The sequence below is a fragment of the Mycobacterium sp. GA-2829 genome, assembly GCF_001499965.1.
Taxonomy (GTDB): domain Bacteria; phylum Actinomycetota; class Actinomycetes; order Mycobacteriales; family Mycobacteriaceae; genus Mycobacterium.
This window is the reverse complement of record NZ_LQIT01000042.1, coordinates 14,325-31,882: the sequence shown is the minus strand read 5'-3', so window position 1 is coordinate 31,882 and position 17,558 is coordinate 14,325. Positions and strand designations below refer to the sequence as shown.

At 68.2% G+C, this 17,558-nt stretch carries 24 protein-coding genes and 1 tRNA gene; 13 read left to right on the top strand and 12 right to left on the bottom strand.

Annotated elements, in window-relative coordinates; translation table 11 throughout:
* Positions 1-3 precede the first annotated feature (3 nt).
* The 3 genes from AU194_RS22695 to AU194_RS22685 form a co-directional block, all read right to left on the bottom strand.
* Positions 4-414, bottom strand: coding sequence for a VOC family protein (locus tag AU194_RS22695; protein ID WP_059091515.1), 411 nt, complete (start codon positions 412-414; stop codon positions 4-6).
* Positions 415-418: 4 nt separating this feature from the next.
* Positions 419-799, bottom strand: a complete 381-nt coding sequence (locus tag AU194_RS22690; RefSeq protein ID WP_231743547.1) for a helix-turn-helix transcriptional regulator — start codon at positions 797-799, stop codon at positions 419-421.
* A gap of 69 nt (positions 800-868) precedes the next feature.
* Positions 869-1,867, bottom strand: a complete 999-nt coding sequence (locus tag AU194_RS22685; RefSeq protein ID WP_082698802.1) for a PE-PPE domain-containing protein — start codon at positions 1,865-1,867, stop codon at positions 869-871.
* A gap of 145 nt (positions 1,868-2,012) precedes the next feature.
* On the opposite strand from AU194_RS22685, the gene AU194_RS22680 reads away from it, so the two are divergent.
* Positions 2,013-2,186, top strand: coding sequence for an AlpA family transcriptional regulator (locus AU194_RS22680; protein WP_231737667.1), 174 nt, complete (start codon positions 2,013-2,015; stop codon positions 2,184-2,186).
* Position 2,187: 1 nt separating this feature from the next.
* On the opposite strand, the gene AU194_RS22675 is transcribed toward AU194_RS22680, so the two are convergent.
* Positions 2,188-2,403, bottom strand: coding sequence for a hypothetical protein (locus AU194_RS22675; protein WP_059091513.1), 216 nt, complete (start codon positions 2,401-2,403; stop codon positions 2,188-2,190).
* 53 nt (positions 2,404-2,456) lie between these two features.
* Between AU194_RS22675 and AU194_RS22670 the strand changes: the two genes are divergently transcribed.
* Positions 2,457-2,888: a TIGR03618 family F420-dependent PPOX class oxidoreductase gene (locus AU194_RS22670; protein WP_059091512.1), complete on the top strand. Its 432-nt coding sequence runs from the start codon at positions 2,457-2,459 to the stop codon at positions 2,886-2,888.
* Between the two features lies 1 nt (position 2,889).
* Here AU194_RS22670 and AU194_RS22665 read toward each other — a convergent pair whose 3' ends face one another.
* The 3 genes from AU194_RS22665 to AU194_RS22655 form a co-directional block, all read right to left on the bottom strand.
* Positions 2,890-3,582, bottom strand: a complete 693-nt coding sequence (locus tag AU194_RS22665) for an HdeD family acid-resistance protein (RefSeq protein ID WP_231743543.1) — start codon at positions 3,580-3,582, stop codon at positions 2,890-2,892.
* An 84-nt stretch (positions 3,583-3,666) separates the two neighbouring features.
* Positions 3,667-4,149 (bottom strand): hypothetical protein, encoded by a 483-nt coding sequence (locus AU194_RS22660; protein WP_059091511.1) that lies wholly within the window; start codon positions 4,147-4,149, stop codon positions 3,667-3,669.
* A gap of 10 nt (positions 4,150-4,159) precedes the next feature.
* A complete protein-coding gene (locus AU194_RS22655) occupies positions 4,160-4,519 on the bottom strand; it encodes a heme-binding protein (RefSeq protein ID WP_059091510.1) in 360 nt (119 codons plus the stop codon).
* A gap of 330 nt (positions 4,520-4,849) precedes the next feature.
* Between AU194_RS22655 and AU194_RS31435 the strand changes: the two genes are divergently transcribed.
* Together AU194_RS31435 and AU194_RS22650 are read left to right on the top strand one after the other, a co-directional pair.
* A complete protein-coding gene (locus AU194_RS31435; RefSeq protein ID WP_082698801.1) occupies positions 4,850-5,212 on the top strand; it encodes a hypothetical protein in 363 nt (120 codons plus the stop codon).
* A 300-nt stretch (positions 5,213-5,512) separates the two neighbouring features.
* A complete protein-coding gene (locus AU194_RS22650) occupies positions 5,513-6,721 on the top strand; it encodes a Fic family protein (protein ID WP_059091509.1) in 1,209 nt (402 codons plus the stop codon).
* 94 nt (positions 6,722-6,815) lie between these two features.
* On the opposite strand, the gene AU194_RS22645 is transcribed toward AU194_RS22650, so the two are convergent.
* The 3 genes from AU194_RS22645 to pgm all read right to left on the bottom strand — a co-directional run bounded on the left by AU194_RS22645 (position 6,816) and on the right by pgm (position 9,852).
* Positions 6,816-6,888 (bottom strand) — tRNA-Ala (locus AU194_RS22645).
* Positions 6,889-6,943: 55 nt separating this feature from the next.
* The gene (locus tag AU194_RS22640) at positions 6,944-8,209 is read right to left on the bottom strand and encodes an MFS transporter (protein ID WP_059091508.1); all 1,266 of its coding nucleotides are present in this window, start codon (positions 8,207-8,209) and stop codon (positions 6,944-6,946) included.
* Positions 8,206-9,852: a phosphoglucomutase (alpha-D-glucose-1,6-bisphosphate-dependent) gene (gene pgm, locus AU194_RS22635; RefSeq protein ID WP_059091507.1), complete on the bottom strand. Its 1,647-nt coding sequence runs from the start codon at positions 9,850-9,852 to the stop codon at positions 8,206-8,208. The genes AU194_RS22640 and pgm overlap by 4 nt, the downstream gene beginning before the upstream one ends.
* A 71-nt stretch (positions 9,853-9,923) precedes the next feature.
* On the opposite strand from pgm, the gene crcB (AU194_RS22630) reads away from it, so the two are divergent.
* The 6 genes from crcB (AU194_RS22630) to mbtN all read left to right on the top strand — a co-directional run bounded on the left by crcB (AU194_RS22630) (position 9,924) and on the right by mbtN (position 14,767).
* A complete protein-coding gene (gene crcB / locus AU194_RS22630) occupies positions 9,924-10,322 on the top strand; it encodes a fluoride efflux transporter CrcB (RefSeq protein WP_059091506.1) in 399 nt (132 codons plus the stop codon).
* Positions 10,319-10,678, top strand: coding sequence for a fluoride efflux transporter CrcB (gene crcB / locus AU194_RS22625; RefSeq protein WP_059091505.1), 360 nt, complete (start codon positions 10,319-10,321; stop codon positions 10,676-10,678). The genes crcB (AU194_RS22630) and crcB (AU194_RS22625) overlap by 4 nt, the downstream gene beginning before the upstream one ends.
* Positions 10,675-11,697 (top strand): DUF190 domain-containing protein, encoded by a 1,023-nt coding sequence (locus AU194_RS22620; protein ID WP_059091504.1) that lies wholly within the window; start codon positions 10,675-10,677, stop codon positions 11,695-11,697. Before crcB (AU194_RS22625) ends, AU194_RS22620 begins: the two co-directional genes overlap by 4 nt.
* A gap of 63 nt (positions 11,698-11,760) precedes the next feature.
* The gene (locus AU194_RS22615; RefSeq protein WP_059091534.1) at positions 11,761-12,030 is read left to right on the top strand and encodes an acyl carrier protein; all 270 of its coding nucleotides are present in this window, start codon (positions 11,761-11,763) and stop codon (positions 12,028-12,030) included.
* Positions 12,031-12,035: 5 nt separating this feature from the next.
* Positions 12,036-13,604 (top strand): long-chain-fatty acid--ACP ligase MbtM, encoded by a 1,569-nt coding sequence (gene mbtM, locus AU194_RS22610; RefSeq protein WP_157576436.1) that lies wholly within the window; start codon positions 12,036-12,038, stop codon positions 13,602-13,604.
* Entirely contained in the window at positions 13,601-14,767 is a 1,167-nt protein-coding gene (gene mbtN, locus AU194_RS22605; protein WP_059091503.1) for a mycobactin biosynthesis acyl-ACP dehydrogenase MbtN, read from the top strand. Before mbtM ends, mbtN begins: the two co-directional genes overlap by 4 nt.
* Here the strand turns inward: mbtN and AU194_RS22600 are convergent, their stop codons facing one another.
* A complete protein-coding gene (locus AU194_RS22600) occupies positions 14,768-15,406 on the bottom strand; it encodes a GNAT family N-acetyltransferase (protein ID WP_059091502.1) in 639 nt (212 codons plus the stop codon).
* A gap of 41 nt (positions 15,407-15,447) precedes the next feature.
* Positions 15,448-15,825: a hypothetical protein gene (locus tag AU194_RS22595; protein ID WP_369804200.1), complete on the bottom strand. Its 378-nt coding sequence runs from the start codon at positions 15,823-15,825 to the stop codon at positions 15,448-15,450.
* 78 nt (positions 15,826-15,903) lie between these two features.
* Here AU194_RS22595 and AU194_RS22590 point away from each other — a divergent pair, with 78 nt between their 5' ends.
* From AU194_RS22590 to AU194_RS22580, 3 genes are all read left to right on the top strand, one after another.
* Positions 15,904-16,467: a YbaK/EbsC family protein gene (locus AU194_RS22590; RefSeq protein ID WP_082698799.1), complete on the top strand. Its 564-nt coding sequence runs from the start codon at positions 15,904-15,906 to the stop codon at positions 16,465-16,467.
* Positions 16,468-16,568: 101 nt separating this feature from the next.
* The gene (locus AU194_RS31965; RefSeq protein WP_157576427.1) at positions 16,569-16,922 is read left to right on the top strand and encodes a hypothetical protein; all 354 of its coding nucleotides are present in this window, start codon (positions 16,569-16,571) and stop codon (positions 16,920-16,922) included.
* Between the two features lie 133 nt (positions 16,923-17,055).
* Positions 17,056-17,544: a universal stress protein gene (locus AU194_RS22580; RefSeq protein WP_059091499.1), complete on the top strand. Its 489-nt coding sequence runs from the start codon at positions 17,056-17,058 to the stop codon at positions 17,542-17,544.
* The last annotated feature ends 14 nt before the right edge of the window (positions 17,545-17,558 follow it).

Here is a 17,558-nt window from a genome sequence, read left to right as displayed (position 1 = left end):
GGGTCAGGGCAGCTCCTGGATACGGATCATGGTGCCCGCGGGATCGCGGACGGCACAGTCACGGACACCGTACGGCTGGACGGTCGGTTCGGCGACGATGTCGGCGCCGCGTGCCTGCAGACGTTCGAACGTGGCGTCGAGGTCCTTGGTGGCCAGCACGACGATCGCGTAGGTGCCCTTGGCCATCATCTCGGCGATGACCCGCCGCTCCTCGTCGGTGGTGCCGGGGTCCGCGCCCGCCGGGTGCAGGACGATCGAGGTGCCCGGCTGGTCGGGCGGACCGACCGTGATCCAGCGCATTTTGCCGCCGCCGACGTCGAGGCGGACCTCGAAGCCGAGCACGTCGCGGTAGAACGCCAGCGACTGTTCGGGGTCTTCGTGCGGGAGAAAGGTGTTGAGGATGGTGATGTCCATGGACTCACCGTAAGTGGGGCGCCACCGCCGGCGCTTCTCGATTCCTGACCGGTCGGGTCACCACTTTCGTCACGCACGACGGCGGTTCGGCGCTCGCGTCGGCGAGTTGCATGCTGTAGGTGCTGGGCGGTACGCCCACGAGCTCGGCGAACCGGGTGCTGAAGGTGCCGAGCGACGAACAGCCAACGGCGAAGCAGACTTCGGTGACGCTGAGGTCGCCGCGGCGCAGGAGCGCCATCGCGCGTTCGATGCGGCGCGTCATCAGGTAGCTGTAGGGCGATTCGCCGTAGGCGGCCTTGAACTGGCGGCTGAGGTGGCCGGCGGACATGCCGACTCCGCGGGCGAGGGCTTCGACGTCGAGGGGTTGCGCGTAGTCGCGATCCATCCGGTCGCGGACTCTGCGTAGACGCTTCAGATCGTCGAGTCGCCGCTCGTCGGGAGCCACCCGCGAATCCTACGACGCGGCCGCGGCGTCCTTGTCGGCGTCGTTGTCCTCGGCGTCGGTCGTCGTGGTGTTCGTCGGCGTGGTGGTCGGCGCGGCGTCCTCGTCGTCCTTGGCGGAGTTCGTGCGGTTGTCCCGATCCTCGGACTCGCGCTGCTCCTCGGTGCCGGACAACGTGTTGCGCTTGACGTCGTGGCGCTTGTACCCGGCGTTGATCACGGGTCGCAGGTGTTTGTCGACCTCGTCGACGATGCGGCGGTCGACCCCCAGCTGGCGCAGCGGCTTGGTCAGCGGCAGTTCCTTTGTGGGGATGATGTACGACTTGGTCACGCCGCCCTTGGTGTTCGTCGCCTCCGTGATGTTGCTCTTCGGGATGTCGTTCAGGTCGACGCCGTAGTTCGCGTGCAGATACACCCCGCCCATCAGCGCGTTGGCGGTGGCCAGCAGGTTGAGGGGACGGTCGGGGAAGTCGGCGATGCCGTCGTACTCGCGGGTGACGTAGACCGTCTCGTACGGGGTTTCGACCGGCGGTGCCGGCCTGGTGAGCCCGATCCCGGGGATCCGCACACCCTTGGGCAACTGGTTGGCGATGCCGTTGTTCGGCCGGGCCGGGTCGGCGATGTAGACGAATCGCAGGTCGCCCTTGGCCGGCCGCTGGTCCTCGGGCAGGGCCATGATGCGCCTCTCCTCCGCGTGCAGCACCAGGCTGCCCTGGGAGACGCCGACGACGGTCTTCGGCCCACTGGTGGTCTTGACCAAGTTGCCGAGATTCTTGGCGCCCACCGCGACCGACTGGTCCATCATCACCGGCGAGGCCGGGTAGCCGACGCCGACGAGCGTGTCGTCGCGGCCGGCGTAGAGGTCGTTCTGCAGCCAGGTCATCTGCGAATGCGACGGCGTGCCCGGCCAGCCGGTCCCACCGACATAGAGAGCGGTGTCGCCCACGGCGGGGGCGGCGGTGGTGATCGCGATGGAAGTGGCGGCGGTCGCCACCTTAAGGACGGCTTTCATGGCGGCGACTAAACCCCTTTAAGGGGGTCTCTAGCAACCTATCGTTGCGGACAAAAATACAGTTCAAACGAACTATTTGCACTAGTAAGTAGAGCTGGTTTCGTCTTTAAGTATGTTGCCATCCGGTCGGGTAGGCTCACCATTCGTGGTGCTGCATTTCATGTCGCGGGGCGAGATCGCCGAGTATCTCGGCGTCAGTCTGGCGACGGTGAAGGGCTACGTGGACTTCCCGGAACCCGATGTCACGGTCGGGCGCAATCAGGGATGGGCGCGCGAGACCGTCGACCGCTGGGTGGCCTCCCGGCGGCGCGCCAAGTGACTCAGGCGGGCCACTGCTCGACGATGCGCCCGTCGCGGCGCAGCTGCACGGCGGTGTGCCGGCGGCCTGCGGCGGCCTTCAACTCGTCGGCATAGGTCTGCCGCGCAGCGACCTCATCGGCGGCGTCGATCGTGGTGGACTGCAAATCTTCGTCCGAGGGGTGCTCGATGCCCTCCTCGAAGGGGGCCACGATCACGACGTCCCATTTCGCTGTCATGGGTCTGAGTATCCGCCCGCTTGAGCGCTCGTAGTTCGGGCAACCCCCGGGATATGACATCGACACAGTTGACCGACGACGCCAAGAAGATGTTGTCGAAGCCGAACCCCGCCGTCATCAGCACCGTGCGCCGCGACGGCCAACCGGTATCGGCCGCGACGTGGTACCTGCTGCGTGACGACGGCCGCGTGCTGGTCAACATGGATGTCGCGCGAAAACGCTTGGAGCACATGCGCAATGAGCCGCGGGTGTCGCTGACGGTCATCGACGACACCGACTGGTACACCCATCTCACGCTCATCGGCCACGTCACCGAGATGTACGACGACGAGGGGCTGGCGGACATCGACGCGCTGTCGCAGCACTATCAGGGCAAGGAGTACCCCGACCGCAAGCGGGCCCGCGTCAGCGCGCTGATCGAGATCGACCGGGTGCACGGGTGGGGTGCGCAGAAGAACAACGACCAGCCCGACGGCCGGGGTTGAGTCAAGCGGCCATCTCCTTGCCCACGCGGCGGAGCATGAACGCGGTCGAGATCTGGCCGATTCCATGCAGCAGTGCGGCGGCCGCGACCCACGAGACGAGCAGGACGACGGAAACCTTCCAGGACCCCGCGGCCCAGAAGCCGAGCGCGATCTGCGCGAAGCCCGCGAGCAGCAGGACCCACCAACCCGGTGATCCGCTGCCCGCGATCGCCGAGGCGATGTCGAAGCCGCCGCGGAAGATGAAGTAGAAGCTCATCACCGCTGCCAGTCCGACGAAGGTCGGATCCGGGCGCACGAAGGCGAACACGCCGACGACGACGAACGCCGCCGCCAGCAGCCAGTGCATGATTCGCCAGCCCGGCGGGGACACCGCACCCACCATCGCCTCGTTGACCGCCGAGACGAAGCAGACGCCGGCGAAGAGCGCGGCGATGGCGGCCACAGTGGTGTAGTCGAATCGCAGTATCACTATCGCCGCGACGATCCAGAGTGCGCCCACGACGAGCATGAGCCACCAGTGCCGTGTCGTCGCAGCGACTTCTTCGCGCAAGCGGTCCTTGAAAAACGATCCCGTGGCCGACGGTGCGTGGGCACGTTCGTTCGCGCTAACCATGATTACCCCAATCAACGCTCGCTTGATGTGCGTCGATCGTCGATCGACGAAGGCGATCTGCTTTCGCTCGACGTCGACCACCTCAGTGTGAGACTCACCCGCACCCGTCGTACATCTTTCGCCTGGAGGATCGCCAACCCTCTTGCTTAGGCCACTAATTCGCGCTTACCGATCCTCCTCGGCCTGAGTATCGTGAGGGCCTCGACGGAACAGTGTGGAGAAGTACGCCTGCATCACGGCGAACATGAAGGCTGTGCTGATACCGAAGAGCAGCACACCGTTGACCGCCTCCAAAGCGCTTGTCAAGCGCAGCCGTTCAGGCAGGACCAGACCGGGAACGTCGAGTGACACCATCGTGCTGAGCGAATACACCGACGCGTTCGTGAACGAGTCGAAGGCGCCGAGCCAACGGTACGCCGACGCCCAGAGCACCCCTTCCAACCCGTGCAGAATCGCCAGTTTCAGCGCCACCAATCCGATGCTCGCACTCACCATGGGGATCGCGCGCTGCGGATCGAGCGCGTACTTCCCCACGCGCCTACGAATCCTCGGTTCCATGCGAAACGCCATCACCACCACTCCCGTCGTGTGGATGGCGATGGTCAGCACGATGAGTGACAGACCGAGGATCCAGCTCGCCAGATCCATTCTCGGAGCGCTACTCGCAACGGGCGAGGAAGTCCACGGCCGGCCTCCTGATGGCCTCGAGTTCGGCGCGCACCTGCGGATTGGCGTCGAGATATTGCTGGATCTGCGGCCGCATCTCCTCCCTGGGCTGCCCTTTGAGGGTTGCGAAGTAATCGTTCACAGGTGGGTGGGTGAACAGATAGGCCGAGACCGCAGCAGCGACACCCGCCCGTACGCCGGCCCAATCCGCGGGCGTGCAGTTCGGCGGTGCGGGTGGTGGCTGGCCGCTGGCAATCGCGGTGCCGCCGAGAAGCGCCGCACCGGTCCACGCGGCGGCACCGACGGCCGCGATCACCGCTCGTTGATGAAAACCTTGTCGCAGCAACGTCATTGCTCTTCTCCTCCACTGGATCGTCGACTGTTGGCCCGCCGTGGGGTAAATCGTGTCGGCGTCGAGAACTCTGGCTCACCGGCGTTCGGGCTGATCCCGGCCTGCTGTAGCACTGACGTCATCGCACGGCTGCTTCCGCGATATGGAGGTGTGAGAATCCCGCACCTATCGAGAAACGATAAGACTGCCGACCGCGACGTGTACCGAATTTCACGCTCGCAGAGTGTGTTTGAAAGGTCACGTTCCCACGCGACACCATCGGATTCGGACATATCGGGCTGCCGACGCACCTAGAATTCTCCCCCAGAGGCGACTGAGAGAAGACGTCCGATGAAGCCTTTGATACAGCGCATCGCCGTGTCCGCCGTGATCCTGACAGTCCTGCCGCTGATCGAACTCGTGCCAGCGCCCGTCGGCCGCGCGCAGCCGCCCCCACCGCCGTGCCCCCCGGGGATGTATTGGAACGTCGTGACCATCCGGTGCGTATACCCGCCGCCGCCGGCCCCCACGGTGTACGTCGACCCGTGGCTGCCCGTCTACGTCCCGGACGTCGTCGACGTCGACCTCGATGTCGACATCCCGGTTCCGCGACCTCCCGACATCAGGCCCCCGGATCGACCAGACATCGGGCGTCCCGGTCCGGCGCCAAGACCGCCCCGCGGTCGTGGTGGCGGTGGTGGTCGCCGACGGTGAACTGGTCCGCAAAACCAAGAAGTGGAGGTAAGGGGATTCGAACCCTGACCCCCACACTGCCGGGACCGGGCAGTGGCCGTGAACAGGCTTTTTACCGGCGGTGACGACGTGTTGTAAACGTAGTTGGGCACGCTACTGTCGTCGGCGTTGTCGTCACACTTGTGGTCAACGAACCGCCTATAGGGACGAGACGGCACTCCCAGTGGAGGCGAAGAGGTCCGCGAACAGCCAGCTGAAACATGATGATCGCGGGCGCTCGATAGCATCACTTAAGGCATGAAGTGATGCCATCTCTGTTGTGTGGCATCAGCTGACGAGGGCACCGCGCTCACGTACGAGACGCTGACGCGGGACGCGCCCGTCGAAGCCGGTTACGGACTCGCGGACCTGCGGGCGGCGCAGCGACAAGCCGGAAAGTACGAGGCGGCGATCCCGGCTTCCATCGCCGAACTCGCGGTGGCGCTTCCTGCGGCGGTCCTGGCCGATGCTGAAGAAGCGAGCAATGAGATCGCACGTTTCGACGCTGAGCTCGGCGACGAGATCGCGCCCTTCGGCGCCGTCTTGCTGCAATCGGAGTCCGCGGCGAGTTCGAACATCGAGAACCTGACCGCCTCCGCCCGCGCGATCGCTGAAGCCGAAGCCCTCGGCGACACCAGCCGGTGCAATGCCGCCCTGATCGTGAGCAACACCGAAGCCATGAAGGCTGCGGTCGCCCTGGCCGACCGACTCGACGACAAAGCGATCCTGGCTATGCACGCGGCCCTGATGCGCAACAGCGATCACGACTCAACTGGACGCTGGCGCACCGGGCAAGTTTGGATTGGCGGTGGGAACTTCGGCCCCCGCGGCGCGGACTACATCGCACCTCATCACACCCGCGTGCCCGGCGCGATCGAGGATCTGCTGGCCTTCACCCGTCGCGCCGATGTGCCCAGCCTCCCCCAGATCGCCATCGCCCACGCACAATTCGAGACCATCCATCCCTTCACCGACGGCAACGGCCGGACCGGCCGCGCACTCATCCAAGCGATGCTGCGCCACAAGCGACTTACTCGCCAGATCACCGTCCCGGTCTCGGCCGGGCTCCTCACCGACACCGACGCCTACTTCGGCGCCCTCGGCTCCTATCGCGACGGTGATCCCGCACCCATGGTCGAGCGCCTCTCGGAAGCGTCGCTGCTCGCGGTCGCGAACGGGCGCCGACTGGTCACCGACCTCAGATCGATTCGCGAAGAATGGAATACCAGGATCACCGCCCGGCGCGATTCAGCTGTTCATCGGGTCGCCGACCTGCTCATCCAGCATCCGGTCTTCAACGCGCAACTTCTTCAGCGTGAACTTGGCATAACGACCGGGAACGCTCGCCGATATGTCGACCCGTTGACCGCCGCCGGAATAATCGTCGAGTTCACCGACCGCGCTCGCAACAGAGCCTGGCGCGCACCAGAAGTCCTCAGCGTGCTCGACGCGTTCGCGGCGCGAGCCGGGTGGCGCGGCCGATCCGGCTAAAGCGTCGGCCTGCACGGTCGTCAAGACGGATCTCCGACGTGCCCGCAAACGACGAAACCCGCCCCGACCGATGGTCAGAGCGGGTTTCCAAGAGTGGAGCTAAGGGGATTCGAACCCCTGACCCCCACACTGCCAGTGTGGTGCGCTACCAACTGCGCCATAGCCCCGTAATGCGTGCTCACCGAAATTACACCACGAGGGGTGGTCACTCAAAATCGCTGGTCAGGGGACTTCGCCACCGGCCTCCGGGCCCAGTGGGCGCGCGGGGGTGGTGCCGGTCTCCGGCCGCACCCTGGTCTCCGGCGCAAAGACCCAGCCCAGCGCCGCCAGACCGAGGATGATCCCGCTGACCATGAACGCCCACACGAACGACGTGTACTGGGCGATCAGGCCCACCAGCAGCGAGCCGCCGATCGACCCGATGTCGGCCATCATCTGGAACGTCGCGACCGCGGTCCCGCCGCGCGACTTGTTACCGACCACATCGGCCACGGCCGCCTGCTGCGGGGAGACGAAGATGCCGGTGGCCGCACCCGAGACATAGGCCGCGGCCAGGAACACCGGCAGCGACGTGGTGAAGCCCACCAGCGCCGTCGACACCGCGGCCAGCGTGAGCCCGGCGATCAGCAGTTTGCGCCGCCCCAGCCGGTCGGACAGATACCCGCTGGGGATGACCACCGAGATGTTGCCCACCGCGAACGCCGTCAGCGCCAGCCCGGCCGCGCCGGCACTGCGGCCGAGCCCCTCCACGACGAACAGCGGCACCAGCGCGATCCGCAGCCCGAACGACGCCCAGCCCGTCGCGAAGTTGGAGAACAGCGCCGCCCGGTACGCCCGGTGCCGGAACACCGCCTTGAACGGCACGGGCGCCGCGTCGTCCTCGTCGGGGCGGGACACCACGGCCGAACCGCGCAGGCTGACGAACACGACAGTCGCCGCGACCAGCAGCGCCGCGCCGTAGATCAGGAACGGCGCCGACAATCCGAAGCCCGCGGTGAGGCTGCCAAGGATGGGCCCGCCGACAGAGCCGACCATGAACCCGGACGAGAACAACCCCGCCACGCGGCCCCGCGCATCCGACGGCGATATCCGGATCATCAGCCCCAACGAGGACACCGTGAACATCGCCGAACCCACCCCGCCCAGGGAACGGAATATCAGTAGCTGCCAATAGGTTTCGGCGAAGGCGCACGCCGCGGTGGACAGCGCGACGATGATCAGGCCGCTGATGTAGACGCGCCGCTCCCCCAGCCGCTGGACGAGCAGCCCCGCCGGCGCCGCCCCGACCAGCCGCATGACCGCGAACGCGGTGATGACGAACGTCGCCGCGCTGATCGTGACACCGAAGTGCCGCGCGTACTGCGGGAGCACCGGGGCCACCACGCCGTAGCCCAGCGCCACCACGACATTCGCCGCGACCAGCACCCAGACTTCGCGCGGCAGCCGCCGTTTCCCCGTCGAACAGTCGGCCTCCGTCGAGGACGTCATGAAATGACCGCCGCCACCACCTCGCGGGCGGCGTCCTGCACCTCGGCCAGATGATCGGGCCCCTTGAAGGATTCGGCGTAGATCTTGTACACGTCCTCGGTGCCCGACGGCCGCGCGGCGAACCACGCGTTCTCGGTGGTGACCTTCAACCCGCCCAGCGGTGCGTTGTTGCCCGGGGCGGCGGTGAGTTTCGCGGTGATCGGCTCGCCGGCCAGTTCGGTGGCGGTGACCTGCTCGGGCGAGAGCTTGGCCAGCCGCGCCTTCTGCTCACGGTCGGCCGGGGCGTCGATGCGCGCGTAGGTCGGCGCCCCGTACTTCTCGGCGAGTTCGGCGTACCGCTGAGACGGCGTCGACCCCGTCACGGCGAGGATCTCCGACGCCAGCAGCGCGAGGATGATGCCGTCCTTGTCGGTCGTCCACACGGTGCCGTCGGTGCGCAGGAACGACGCCCCCGCACTCTCCTCACCACCGAAACCGATTGTCCCGCCGATCAGCCCGTCGACGAACCACTTGAAGCCGACCGGCACCTCCTGCAGGGTGCGGCCGAGACCGGCCACCACCCGGTCGATGATCGACGAGCTGACGGCGGTCTTGCCGACCGCCGTCGACGTCGGCCAGTTCGGCCGGTGGGCGAACAGGTAGTCGATCGCGACGGCGAGGTAGTGGTTGGGGTTCATCAGCCCGCCGTCGGGAGTGACGATGCCGTGCCGGTCGGAGTCGGCGTCGTTGCCGGTGGCGATCTGGTAGTCGGCGCTTGCACCGTTCACCTTGTGGATCAACCCAGCCATCGCATTCGGCGAGCTGCAGTCCATCCGGATCTTGCCGTCGCCGTCGAGGGTCATGAACCGCCACGTCGCGTCCACGAGCGGGTTGACCACGGTCAGATTCAGTCCGTGCCGCTCGGCGATCGCGCCCCAGTAGTCGACGCTCGCCCCGCCGAGCGGGTCGGCGCCGATGCGGATCCCCTCGGCGCGGATCGCGTGCAGGTCGACCACGCTGGGCAGATCGGCGACGTAGGCGTCGAGGTAGTCGTGACGCTGGGCGCTCTGCAGCGCGCGGGCCAGCGGCACGCGCTTCACCGCGCGCAGTCCGTCGCGCAGGATCTCGTTGGCCCGTTTGGCGATCGCACCGGTGGCGTCGGTGTCGGCAGGCCCGCCGTTGGGCGGGTTGTACTTGAAGCCGCCGTCGCGCGGCGGGTTGTGCGACGGGGTGACGACGATGCCGTCGGCCAAATCGGAGTCCCGCCCCCGGTTGAATGCCAGGATGGCGTGGCTGACCGCGGGCGTCGGCGTGTAGCGATCGGCCGAATCCACCATCGCGACAACGTCGTTGGCGGCCAACACCTCGATCGCCGACGTCCATGCCGGCTCCGAGAGCGCGTGGGTGTCGCGGCCGATGAACAACGGGCCGGTGAAGCCCTGGGCGGCGCGGTACTCCGCGATGGCCTGCGTGGTGGCCAGGATGTGCGCCTCGTTGAACGCCGCGTCCAGGCTCGACCCGCGATGCCCGGACGTCCCGAACGTCACCTGCTGGGCGACGTCGTCGGGATCGGGTTGCACGGCGTAATAGGCCGTCACGACCTGTGCGACGTCGATGAGGTCTTCGGGTTGCGCCGGCTGACCGGCGCGGGGATGGGCCGCCATGTTCTCGATTCTGCCTCTCGGTGCCGTCACGCTGTCGGACGGCTGGAGGTATTCCCGCCATACTCTCGGTCATGCCTCGTTTCGACGGTCGGGAACTGGCCGCGGTCTTCGTCGGCGGCGCGCTGGGGACGCTGGCGCGGGCGGGGCTGGCCGAGCTCGCCGCGGATGAGCCGAGCCGGTGGCCGTGGCCGACGTTCACCGTCAACATCGTCGGGGCGTTCCTGCTCGGCTACTTCACCACCCGGCTGCTCGAACGGCTGCCGGTGTCGAGTTACCGCCGCCCGCTCCTGGGCACCGGATTGTGCGGCGGGCTGACCACGTTCTCGACCATGCAGGTGGAGACGGTGCGGATGCTCGAACACGGCCACGTCGCGCTGGCGGCGGGTTACACGGCGGCCAGCCTGGCCGCGGGCGTGCTGGCGGTCGTGGTGGCGACGGCGCTGGTGCGCCGGGCACGGATCCGCCGATGATCGTGTGGGCGGGCGTGGCGGTCCTCGGCGGCCTGGGGGCGGTGTGCCGCTTCCTCGTCGACCGGGCCGTCACCAAGGCTGTGGGGCGACCTTTCCCGTTCGGGACGCTGGCCGTCAACGTCAGCGGAGCGGTGCTGCTCGGGTTCCTCGGCGGGATGGCGCTGAGTCCTCACCTCGCGCTGCTCGCGGGCACCGCGTTCGTCGGCTCCTATACGACCTTCTCGACGTGGATGCTGGAGACCCAGCGCCTCGCCGAGGAGCGCCGGGGCCGGCCGGCCATCGCCAACATCGTCGGCAGCGTCGCGCTGGGCCTCGCGGCCGCCGCGGCGGGCCTGTGGCTGGGGAGCCTGGTGTGACCGGGGACCTGACCAAGGTGACCGCGTACTTCGGTGAGCGGCAGCGCAGCGGCGACCGGTTCACCGCCGACGCGCTGCTCGACCGCTACGCCGCGGCGGCGGTGACGACCAGCATCGTGATCCGCGGTATCGCGGGCTTCGGACCGCGGCACGATCTGCGCAGCGACGTGACGTTGACCGGGTCGGAGGACCCGCCGATCGCGGTCATCGCGGTCGACGACACGGCGAAGATGCGCGAGCTCGCCGCGCAGGCGACCGGGCTGGTGACCCGCGGGCTGATCACCCGGGAGTCGGTCCACCCGGCGGCCGGGCCGATGCCGGGCACGCCGCTGACCCGGCTGAGTGTCTACGTGCGCCGGGGCGGGCGGATCGGCGGAGTGCTGGCCTATGCCGCCGTGTGTGAGGTGTTGCGCCGCAACGGTTTCCACACCGCGACCGCCTACGTCGGGGTGGACGGCACCGCGGACGGACACCGTCGGCGCGCCCGGTTCTTCAGCCGCAACGTCGACGTGCCCGCGATGGTCGTCGGGATGGGTCCGACGGCGCGGGCGACCGACGTCGTCGACGCACTGCGCGCGACACCCGGCGTGCAGATGCTCACCGTCGAGGCGGTCAACACCTCCACGCTGCACGGCGAACCCGTCGCACCCGCGGCGGGCGCCATCCACCCGGACGGTCTCCGGAAGCTGACCGTGCAGACCCGCGCGTCGGCGCTGCACGACGGGATGCCCGTGCACCGGGCCCTCGTCCATCGGCTGCGCGATCTGCACGCGAGTGCCGGCGCCACCGTGTTCCGGGGCGCGTGGGGCTTCCAGGGCGGCGAGGCGCCGCTGGCCGACCACCTGTTGCGGGTCGGGAGGCACGTCCCGGTTACGACCATCGTCATCGACACCCCGGACCGGATCGCGGCGGGTGCCCGGGTGATCGACGAGGTCACCGGCCGCCACGGGGTGGTCACCGTCGAGACCGTGCCGGGTGCGGTGTGGGTCGACGACGGGGTGCGCCGCGGCACGCTGTGACGTTCATCGGCCCCGGCGGGTAAGCCTAGCCTTACCTGACTGGGAGGTGTACCGTCCGTGCGCGTGCAAACGAGTAACCCTGAGGCCATCAGCACCGCCCTGACGGAGATCCTGCGCGACGACATGAACGTCGACGTCCGTCGGGTGACCCGCGAATCCCGACTGATCGACGACGTCGGTCTGGACTCGGTCGCGTTCGCCGTCGGCATGGTCGCGATCGAGGACCGCCTCGGCGTCGCGCTGACCGAGGAGGACCTGCTCAGCTGCGATACGGTCGGCGACCTCGAGGCCGCGATCCTGGCCAAGGTGCCGAGCTCGCAGAGCACACAGTGAACCCGCTGGCGTCAGCGCTGGCCGATGCGATGACGTCCAGCGGCCGCGACCTCGTCGTCCTCGACGACGGAATCTGGATTCGCCATCCATGGGCCGAGGTGCACACGCGCGCCGAGAACGTCGCGAGCGACCTCGCCGACGACGGCGCCGCGGTCGTGGTGCTGGTCGGAGAACCCACCGTCGAGTTCATCTCGGCCATCCCGGGCATCCTCTACGCCGGCGCCGCGGTGTCGGTCCTGCCCGGACCCGTGCGCGGTGCCGACCTCGAGCAGTGGGCGCACCACACCATGCAGCGCGCCGCCGCGATCGGCGCGAACCTGGTCTACAGCCACGGTGCACACCTCGACGCGCTCCGTGCCGTGACGGCGCCCGTGCCCACCCGCGACGTCACCCGGGCCGCACAGACACGCCGGGCCGATGCGGGCCCGCCAATGCCCCGCGACGGCGAGTTCGCGGTCCTGCAGGGCACCGCCGGATCGACCGGGACACCGCGCACCGCCCAGCTCACGCCGCAGGCCGTGCTCGCGAATCTGCGCGGACTGCTCACCCGCGTCGACATCGCCCCCGACGACGTCGGGTGTTCATGGTTGCCGCTCTACCACGACATGGGGCTGACGTTCCTGCTCGCGGGCGCACTGGGCGGCGCCGAGGTGTGGCAGGCACCCACGACCGCGTTCTCCGCGTCGCCGTTCAGCTGGCTGCACTGGCTCACCGAGAGCCGCGCCACCCTGACCGCCGCGCCCAACATGGCCTACGGGCTCATCGGAAAGTACGGCAGCCGGTTGACCGGCCTCGACCTCGGGTCGGTCCGCTTCGCGCTCAACGGCGGTGAACCCGTCGACTGTGACGGCACGCGGGGCTTCGCCACCACGATGGCGCGGTTCGGGTTCGACGCCGCGGCGCTGTCCCCGTCCTACGGTCTGGCCGAATCCACCTGCGCGGTAACGGTTCCCCTGCTCGGGACCGGGTTGCGCACCGACACGGTCGAGGTGCGCACCGACAGCGGGCACTACGTCCGCGAGCACGCCGTCGTCGGCGAGGCGATCCCCGGGATGCAGGTACGTATCTCCCCCACCGGCGGCGCCACCGACGAGGTCGACGGCCGCGAGATCGGCGAGATCGAGATCCGTGGCTCGTCGCTGATGAGCGGCTACCTCGGCGAGACGCCGTTGCCGCCTGGAACCTGGCTTCCCACGGGCGATCTCGGCTACTTCGTCGACGCTGGCCTGGTGGTGTGCGGACGGGCGAAGGAGTTGATCACCGTCGCAGGCCGAAACATCTTCCCGGCGGAGGTCGAGCGCGTCGCAAGTCAGGTAGACGGTGTGCGCGAGGGTGCGGTGGTCGCCGTGGGCACCGGTGAACGCGCCGTGCGCCCGGGCCTGGTCATCGCCGCGGAGTTCCGCGGAACGGACGAACCGGCGGCGCGCAGCGAGCTCGTGGCTCGGGTCGCCTCAGCCTGCGGTGTCGTGCCGTCGAACGTGGTGTTCCTCGAACCGGGTGCGCTGCCGCGCACCTCGTCGGGCAAGCTGCGCCGCCTGGAGGTCAAACGCAATCTGGAAGAGGTGAACGGGTGACGGGCATCGCCGCCGAGGACTACGAGGATCTGCTGGCCCGGGTGTTCGACGACGAGGTCAAGGCCTGGACCGCCGAAGCCGAAGCGACAGAACGCTTCCCGCGTCAACTGATCGAACATCTCGGGAAGCACGAGGTGTTCGCGCAGAAATGGGGCGACGGCCAGCAGCCGGACGTGGCGAAGCTCATCGCGCTCGCCATCGAGTTGGGCAAGCTGGGTTCGGCCGGCATCGGCGTCGGGGTCAGCCTCCACGATTCGGCCATCGCGCTGTTGCGGCGCTTCGCCAAGAACGACTACCTGCGCACCATCTGCGAACAGGCGATCCGCGGTGAGGCGGTGCTGTGCATCGGCGCCTCGGAGATGTCCGGTGGATCCGATCTGCAGATCGTGGGCACCGAAGTGCGTTCCGCGCGTGACGGTTACGAAGTCCGCGGTGTCAAGAAGTTCGTGTCGCTGTCGCCGATCGCCGACCACATCATAGTGGTGGCCCGCAACGTCGACCACGACCCGACCAGCAGGCACGGCAACGTCGTCGTGATCGCGGTCCCGACCAGCCAGGTCGAGGTGCAGACGCCGTACAACAAGGTGGGCGCGGGTCCGCTGGACACCGCGGCGGTGCACATCGACACCTGGGTGCCCGCCGACGCGCTCGTCGCGCGCCCGGGCACCGGGTTGGCGGCGATCTCGTGGGGGCTGGCGCACGAGCGGCTCTCGATCGCAGGCCAGGTGGCGGGCGCGAGCCAACGCGTCATCGGAATCACGCTGGCGCGCATGATGAAACGCCGCCAGTTCGGTCACACCCTCTACGAGCACCAGGCGCTGCGGATGCGGATGGCCGACCTGCAGGCCCGGGTCGACATGCTGCGGTACGCGTTGGCGGGCATCGCCGCGGGCGGCCGCCTCGACCTGCGCGCGGCGGCCGCGATGAAGGTCACCGCCGCACGCCTCGGCGAAGAGGTGGTCTCCGAATGCATGCACATCTTCGGTGGTTCGGGCTATCTCACCGATGAGACCCCGCTGGGCCGCTGGTGGCGCGACATGAAACTGGCGCGCGTGGGCGGCGGCACCGACGAGGTGCTGTGGGAACTGGTCGCCGCGGCCATGCGCCCCGACTACGACGGCTACGACGAACTGATCGACTCGCCGGTCAGCGACGACGACTAGCTAGCGGTCGACGGCCGCCGGCGCGTCCTGCGGGGTCCGCGGCAGCGCGTACAACGCCATGCGCCGGTTGGCCATGTCATGTTCGCCGAGGAAGGTGCAGCCGGCGAATTCGCAGACCCGGCGGGCGCCGGTGTTGCGGTGGTCGGGGTCGAACATGATGCGGCGACAACGCGGATCGATCTCGAAGACGCTGGCCACCACGCGCGGCAGCAGCAGCGGCGCGAACCCCCGGTTGACGAATTTCATGTCGGCGATCGCGGCGTGCATGCCGATGTCGTACGGGTCGGCGTCGTACCGCGGCGCGATGGAATCCTTGGCCGCCCGGTACAACTCGACGTAGCACAGGTCGGTGCCCTTGAAGCTGCCGATCAGCGGACGGGAATACTCCCCGTCGACCTGTGCCTGCATGTGGCGCCGCCACCGCTCCGGCGGCCAGGGGTACTCCCACGCCTCGACGAGGTGGGGCCGGTTCATCCACTCCGAGACCATCTCCGCGTCGGCGGCCGGGTCGGCAGGGCGCAGCGCGAACGGTTCGGCCAACACGGGCAGCGGCGGGGCCGGTACGGCGCGCACCTCGTCGGAGATGGTCGTCAGTTCACGGGGCAGGACCGGCTTGAGCGCCTCATCGATCTCGGTCATTTGAGCGACGAGCCTACCCGAGCGACTGAGGGTAGGTTTACCTACGCCGTGGTGAGCAGGAGCACCCCGGCGACGATCAGCGCGACCAGCTTGACCACCTCGAAACCGACGTACCAGAAGTGCGCGTGCGAGCGCGGTCCCTCCGCACCCGCGAGCACCGCATCCGACCGCCGGCTCAACCGCGGACGCACGGCCAGCACCTGCACCAGCAGGCACACGATCGCGACCGCGGCCGAGGCGATGACGCCGATCCCCGGTCGGTGCACCAGCAGCGTCACGACCACCGCGGCCGCGAGCACCGCCTCGACACCGTTGAGGGCACGGAACACGAGCCGTCCGATGCCGAGTCCGAGCGGCAACGTCACGCCGGGCGCCCGGAACTTCAGCGGTGCTTCGAGGAACGAGATCGCGACCACCATGCCCACCCAGACGAAGATCGCGGCGACCCCCACCGCAGCGGCTGCGTTCACGCAGCGAGCGTATGTCAGGGTGATGCCATGAGTGAGCGGGACCGGGCCGGGGACGTGCAGCGTCTGGGCGCCCTCGAGTTCACACCGATCGCCGACGCGCTCGACCTCGTGGCCGAGCCTGTCCGGCGGAATGTGGAGAGCCACGGCCCGCGGGGGCTGTGGGTCAGCGCGATCGATCCCGACCTGGCCGATACCGCCGAATTCTGCGCGCACTACGGCATCGCCCTCGAGCACTCGGCCAATTGCGTGGTCGTGGAGGCCAAGCGCGCCGACCGGGTCTGGTACGCAGCGTGCCTGGTGCTGGCCACCGCGCGCGCCGACGTCAACGGCGTCGTGCGCAAGCGGCTCGACGCGCGCAAGGCGTCGTTCGCGCCGATGGACATCGCCGTAGGACTCAGCGGCATGGAGTACGGGGGCATCACCCCCGTCGGGCTGCCCGGGGGCTGGCCGATCCTCATCGACGAACTCGTGCTCGAACAGCCCCGCGTCGTCGTCGGTAGCGGTGTGCGCGGGTCCAAGATCCTCGCCGAACCGGGCCGGCTCGCCGCCCGACCGCACGCCGAAGCGCTGCCGATCACCAAGGCGGAGTAGCGCTTCGAGTGCATTGGCCGGCGAACGAGAACACGCCCGCCAACACCGGAATTACGCGCAGCGGCAATTCGCGGAATGGTTGAGCGGATGCCCAGCCATTCATGGCGCGCATTCGCAACCCGGTGAATCCTCAGAATCTTGCCAGGATGAAAAGGTTCCCCATCAGAGGGTGGTCGGGAGAAACTCGGGTGCCGGCGGATTATCTCCACAAGATCAAAATCCGCCGACTATTTTGCGTTTGGAAATACCCCTCCCGGGAGGTCGAATTCATGAATGCCGGATCACTGAGCCGGGATCTATACGGGTTTGCCATCGAACTGCGGAAGCTGGCGTACACCATGCCCGGTGGGCACGAGGACCCGCTCATCCGGTTGAGCGAGCGCATGGTGCACCGCTTCGAACAATTCAAGGTCGAAAATGATCATCCACTGGGAGATCGATCGATCGAGAATTGATCCACGCCCCGGCGCGGGAAATCCGAGCGCCTTCTCGTCTTCGGGTCGCATGACCGGAAAACGCGACGCCGATTCGGGACCGCTTCTCCCTTTTTGCGCCGAGGTGGTCCACAGCCGTGCGACGGGAGGCGATATGGACGGGTATCGGACCGTGGTCGTCGGGACCGACGGCTCGGCGTCGTCGCTGCGGGCGGTCGAACGGGCCGCCGAGGTCGCCCTTGCGGAGAATGCCCGGCTGGTCCTGGCCAGCGCGCACTTCCCCGCCGTCGAGAAGGGCCATTGGTCGAGGCCCCCGTCGCCGGACGGGATCACCGACCGCAGCGGCTCCGACAGCCTCGGCCGGGAGGGCTACATGTTGCACGGCAGCGCTCCCACCTACGCGGTCCTGCGGGAAGCCCACGATCGGGCGAAAGCCGTCGGCGCGCAGCGAATCGAGGAGCGAGCGATCGTGGGTGCGGCGGTCGACGCACTGATCAAACTCGCCGACGAGGTGAACGCCGACCTGCTCGTCGTCGGCGATGTGGGACTCGACACGGTTGCCGGCCGGCTACTCGGCTCGGTACCCGCGAATGTCGCCCGGCGCGCCAAGGTCGACATCCTGATCGTCCACACGGCCGGTTGAGCCGCCGTCGACCG

What these genes read in the sequence shown, in the direction of transcription:
- AU194_RS22695 (WP_059091515.1), bottom strand. Translation starts at nt 414, where the DNA reads ATGGACATCACCATCCTCAACACCTTTCTCCCGCACGAAGACCCCGAA.
- AU194_RS22690 (WP_231743547.1), bottom strand. Translation starts at nt 799, where the DNA reads ATGGATCGCGACTACGCGCAACCCCTCGACGTCGAAGCCCTCGCCCGC.
- AU194_RS22685 (WP_082698802.1), bottom strand. Translation starts at nt 1,867, where the DNA reads ATGAAAGCCGTCCTTAAGGTGGCGACCGCCGCCACTTCCATCGCGATC.
- AU194_RS22675 (WP_059091513.1), bottom strand. Translation starts at nt 2,403, where the DNA reads ATGACAGCGAAATGGGACGTCGTGATCGTGGCCCCCTTCGAGGAGGGC.
- AU194_RS22670 (WP_059091512.1), top strand. Translation starts at nt 2,457, where the DNA reads ATGACATCGACACAGTTGACCGACGACGCCAAGAAGATGTTGTCGAAG.
- AU194_RS22660 (WP_059091511.1), bottom strand. Translation starts at nt 4,149, where the DNA reads ATGGATCTGGCGAGCTGGATCCTCGGTCTGTCACTCATCGTGCTGACC.
- AU194_RS22655 (WP_059091510.1), bottom strand. Translation starts at nt 4,519, where the DNA reads ATGACGTTGCTGCGACAAGGTTTTCATCAACGAGCGGTGATCGCGGCC.
- AU194_RS31435 (WP_082698801.1), top strand. Translation starts at nt 4,850, where the DNA reads ATGAAGCCTTTGATACAGCGCATCGCCGTGTCCGCCGTGATCCTGACA.
- AU194_RS22640 (WP_059091508.1), bottom strand. Translation starts at nt 8,209, where the DNA reads ATGACGTCCTCGACGGAGGCCGACTGTTCGACGGGGAAACGGCGGCTG.
- pgm (WP_059091507.1), bottom strand. Translation starts at nt 9,852, where the DNA reads ATGGCGGCCCATCCCCGCGCCGGTCAGCCGGCGCAACCCGAAGACCTC.
- crcB (WP_059091506.1), top strand. Translation starts at nt 9,924, where the DNA reads ATGCCTCGTTTCGACGGTCGGGAACTGGCCGCGGTCTTCGTCGGCGGC.
- crcB (WP_059091505.1), top strand. Translation starts at nt 10,319, where the DNA reads ATGATCGTGTGGGCGGGCGTGGCGGTCCTCGGCGGCCTGGGGGCGGTG.
- AU194_RS22600 (WP_059091502.1), bottom strand. Translation starts at nt 15,406, where the DNA reads ATGACCGAGATCGATGAGGCGCTCAAGCCGGTCCTGCCCCGTGAACTG.
- AU194_RS22595 (WP_369804200.1), bottom strand. Translation starts at nt 15,825, where the DNA reads ATGGTGGTCGCGATCTCGTTCCTCGAAGCACCGCTGAAGTTCCGGGCG.
- AU194_RS22590 (WP_082698799.1), top strand. Translation starts at nt 15,904, where the DNA reads ATGAGTGAGCGGGACCGGGCCGGGGACGTGCAGCGTCTGGGCGCCCTC.
- AU194_RS31965 (WP_157576427.1), top strand. Translation starts at nt 16,569, where the DNA reads ATGGCGCGCATTCGCAACCCGGTGAATCCTCAGAATCTTGCCAGGATG.
- AU194_RS22580 (WP_059091499.1), top strand. Translation starts at nt 17,056, where the DNA reads ATGGACGGGTATCGGACCGTGGTCGTCGGGACCGACGGCTCGGCGTCG.